General features: G+C 62.6%; 4 protein-coding genes. 3 read left to right on the top strand and 1 reads right to left on the bottom strand.

The genetic code is table 11. The annotated features are described in order from the left end of the window. Nucleotides 1–194 (top strand): hypothetical protein (locus AC1DUU_RS26000; RefSeq protein WP_476786252.1); only part of this gene is annotated, 194 nt, incomplete at its 5' end. Nucleotides 195–251: 57 nt separating this feature from the next. Here the strand turns inward: AC1DUU_RS26000 and AC1DUU_RS26005 are convergent. After that, on the bottom strand, nt 252–1,508 hold the full coding sequence (locus tag AC1DUU_RS26005) for an Hsp70 family protein (RefSeq protein WP_476786253.1): 1,257 nt from the start codon (nt 1,506–1,508) through the stop codon (nt 252–254). A gap of 213 nt (nt 1,509–1,721) precedes the next feature. Here AC1DUU_RS26005 and AC1DUU_RS26010 point away from each other — a divergent pair, with 213 nt between their 5' ends. After that, nucleotides 1,722–2,339, top strand: a complete 618-nt coding sequence (locus AC1DUU_RS26010) for a LysE family translocator (RefSeq protein WP_476786254.1) — start codon at nt 1,722–1,724, stop codon at nt 2,337–2,339. Nucleotides 2,340–2,493: 154 nt separating this feature from the next. Next, nucleotides 2,494–3,474, top strand: a complete 981-nt coding sequence (cysK, locus tag AC1DUU_RS26015; RefSeq protein ID WP_476786255.1) for a cysteine synthase A — start codon at nt 2,494–2,496, stop codon at nt 3,472–3,474. The last annotated feature ends 279 nt before the right edge of the window (nt 3,475–3,753 follow it).

Below are 3,753 nucleotides of genomic sequence, written 5' to 3' on the forward strand. Positions count from 1 at the left end.
CATTCGAACAGATCAAGGCCGAGATTGCGGTCCTCTTGCAGGAAATGGTCAACCAGCCCGAAGACGAACACGAACTGCACGAGCGCCTGCGCGAGAAGCTGGCCGAATTGCGGGCGCAAGGCTTGCCGGTGCCCGCCGACCTCGTCGAACTGGAAAAGCGCCTCGACGAGGATTTTTACAAAGCAGGCGCCTGAGACCTACAGCGCCGTGCGACCAGGACGCGCAAAGGACGCTGTAGTACTTCGATTGTCCTAGCCGAATTTCCGCTGCGCATCGAGCGCGAGGCCGAGGCCCACGCTGCCGAAAGCGTCGCCCTGGACGATCTTGGCCCCGGGCACGAGCGCCAGGATGCTCTGGCGCGCCAGCGGGATGGCGGTCGAGCCGCCGGTCAAGAACACGGCAGTGATGTCTTGGGCTTGCACCTGCGCTTCTTCAAGCGTGTCGGCGACGGTCGCCGTGACGCGCTCGACCGCGCTGCGAATGGTGTCTTCAAGTCCCTGCCTGGTCAGAGACGCATCAAAGCGCGTGCCCGGCAGCGCAACTTCGATGGTTGCCTGGTCCGCGTCGGTCAGCTCGATCTTGGCCTTTTCGACCTTGGTCGCCAAAGCGTGGCCGAAACGCTGGTCGACCACCTCGATCAGCCTATCGATGAGGTCGGGGCGCGCCGCCTCGAAACGGATCTGGCGCAAATCGAGCTTGGCCTTGGGCGTGTAGAGCAAGTTGATGCGCTGCCACGTCGCGAGATCGATGAAGTATCCCGCCGGCAGGTTGCGCTTGCCGTCCTTGGTCGGTGTGAGATAGCCGAGCTCGGGCATGACATGGGCGATGCTGAGCAGCCGGTCGAAATCGGTGCCGCCGATATGGACGCCGCGATTGGCGAGGATGTCGGCCTTGCGGTCGCTGGATGCTGCACGCTCGGGTGAAACGCGAACGATGGAAAAGTCCGACGTGCCGCCGCCCATGTCGACGATCAGCGCCAGCTCTTCGCGCGTCACCGTGCGCTCGTAATCGAGTGCTGCGGCGATCGGCTCGAACTGGAAGTCGATGTGCTTGAAGCCTTGCGCGCGTGCCGCCTTTTCGAGCTCACTCTGGGCTGCGGCGTCGGCTTCGGGATTATCGTCGACGAACTGCACCGGGCGCCCGAGCACGACGTTTTCGACCGGCTCGCCAACATGGCCTTCGAGCCGATCCTTGAGATGGCCGACGAACATGCCGATGATGTCCGTAAAGGCGATCTGGCGCGCCTTGATGCGGGTCTTTTCATGCACCAGCGACGAACCGAGCACGCTCTTCAGCGCGCGCATCAGGCGGCCCTCGGCGCCGTCGGTGTATTCGCCGATGGCGTGGCGGCCAAGGGCGGTCTGGTTGTCTTCGAAGTTGAAGAAGATGGCAGACGGCAGCGTGACGCTGTCGCCCTCGAGCGCCACGAGGCGCGGGCGGCCGTTCTCGATCACGCCGACGGTCGAGTTGGAAGTGCCGAAGTCTATGCCGCCGAAAGCCGGTCGCATCGTTGAGTCCTGGATTTTCTGCATGAATGGGCGACCCTCGAGCTTCTGCCGGGGCCGCAATCGGACCGTGCGCCTACACCAGAGGGCGGCGAATGTCGATCTCTGCGGGGTATTTTCTGAGAAAATGTGATCGCTGGCCCAACCCCCGCGACATTCCCAGGAAACCGCTTTCGTGCCATATCAACGCCGTCCAACCCACCCCGAGCAGATCACATGACCCTTACAGGATTTCTCGCCTATAGCGGCGCGCTTGCGATTGCCGCCGCCATTCCGGGTCCCGGGGTAACCGCACTCGTGGCACGCGCGCTCGGCTCGGGCTTCCGCTCCTCGCTTGCCATGTCGCTTGGGCTGGTGGTCGGCGATCTCACCTATCTCACCGCCGTCGTCCTTGGCCTTGCCTTTGTCGCCCAGTCCTTCGGCATGGTGTTTTTGGCGATCAAATGGCTCGGTGTTGCCTACCTTGTCTATCTCGCCTGGAACTTCTGGACCAGCGGCATCACGCCCGAGACCGTCGAGGCAAAGAAGGGCAAGGGCGGCCTGCTGGCGAGCTTCCTCGCCGGGCTGACCGTGACTTTGGGCAATCCCAAGACGATGATTTTCTATCTGGCGATCACCCCGACGGTGGTCGACCTGCATTCGCCGACGCTTGCCGACTATGGCATTCTCGTTGCCATCACCATCGCCGTGCTGCTGATCGTGCTGGTGCCCTACCTGCTGTTGGCGTCCAAGGCGCGCTGGTTCCTCAAGACGCCGCGCGCGCTCAAGCTTCTCAACCGCACCGCCGCCGGCTTCATGGTCGGTGCCGCGGCCGCGATTGCTGTCCGCCAGTAACGGCGCTGGCTGGAATTTCATTCTCCTGAATTGGCGTTCACGGAAACATGTTTCCGTGAACTGCCCCTAATCAGCACGGCACCCACTCGGAATTTGCCCTGCGACACCCTATCTTCGCAGTTCAAAACTCAGGCCTATTTCGGGAGCGAAATCGATGAACAAGCCCGTCACCTCCACGCGTGTGCCCGGTCGCGGTCGCGTCTATGGCTCGATCACCGAGACCATCGGCGACACGCCTCTGGTCAGGCTCGACAAATTCGCCAGGGAAAAGGGGGTGGTGGCGAACCTCATCGCCAAGCTCGAATTCTTCAATCCGATAGGCAGCGTCAAGGACCGCATCGGCGTCGCCATGATCGAGGCACTTGAGGCCGACGGCCGCATCACTCCGGGCAAGAGCACGCTGATCGAGCCGACCTCGGGCAATACCGGCATCGCACTTGCCTTCGCCGCCGCCGCCAAGGGCTACAAGCTGATCCTGACCATGCCCGAGACGATGTCGATCGAACGCCGCAAGATGCTGGCGTTGCTCGGCGCCGAACTGGTGCTGACCGAAGGCGCCAAGGGCATGAAGGGTTCCATCGCCAAGGCTGAGGAGCTGGCGCAGACCATCCCGAACGCTGTCATCCCGCAGCAGTTCGAAAACCCCGCCAACCCCGAGATCCATCGCGAGACCACCGCCGAAGAAATCTGGAACGACACGCAAGGCTCGATCGACATCTTCGTTGCCGGCATCGGCACGGGCGGCACCATCACCGGCGTCGGCCAGGTCATCAAGAAGCGCAAGCCTTCGCTCCATGTCGTGGCGGTCGAGCCGGAAGGTTCGCCTGTTCTGTCGGGTGGCCAGCCCGGCCCGCACAAGATCCAGGGCATCGGCGCCGGTTTCGCGCCCAAGGTGCTGGACACCACGATCTATGACGAGATCGTCAAGGTCTCCAACGAGGACGCGGTGGCCAATGCTCGTCTCGTCGCCCGCCTCGAAGGTGTGCCGGTCGGCATCTCCTCGGGTGCCGCCCTTCAAGCCGCCGTCATCGTCGGTTCGCGCCCGGAAAATGCAGGCAAAAACATCGTCGTCATCATCCCGTCCTTTGCCGAACGTTACCTGTCGACGGTGCTGTTCGAGGGGTTGGGGGGCTGAGCGATAGCGTACGTTCCTAGGGTACAAATTGCCCCTCACCCTTACCCTTGTAACTTGAACGTTGCCGCATCTGCTATTGTTAGCGGTGCGGTGGCGGACGGGAGACCGAAGTTCCTTTGGGACACCAAGCCCGTGGGAGAGCTTGGGTCTTCGTCCGCCGTTCCATCGACCCCGAACAGTCGCCAGGGCCGCAAGCGAAGCCCGATTAGGCAAGGATGGGAGAAGATGGACGCTGCTTTTGTCGTTGTAGGGATCGATGTCTCGAAGGAGCGGCTCGAC

The sequence above is a fragment of the Aminobacter sp. P4_H6_2 genome (genome assembly GCF_056400805.1).

Coding starts and splice junctions, on each gene's coding strand:
- cysK (WP_476786255.1), top strand. CDS start 2,494: ATGAACAAGCCCGTCACCTCCACGCGTGTGCCCGGTCGCGGTCGCGTC.
- AC1DUU_RS26010 (WP_476786254.1), top strand. CDS start 1,722: ATGACCCTTACAGGATTTCTCGCCTATAGCGGCGCGCTTGCGATTGCC.
- AC1DUU_RS26005 (WP_476786253.1), bottom strand. CDS start 1,508: ATGCGACCGGCTTTCGGCGGCATAGACTTCGGCACTTCCAACTCGACC.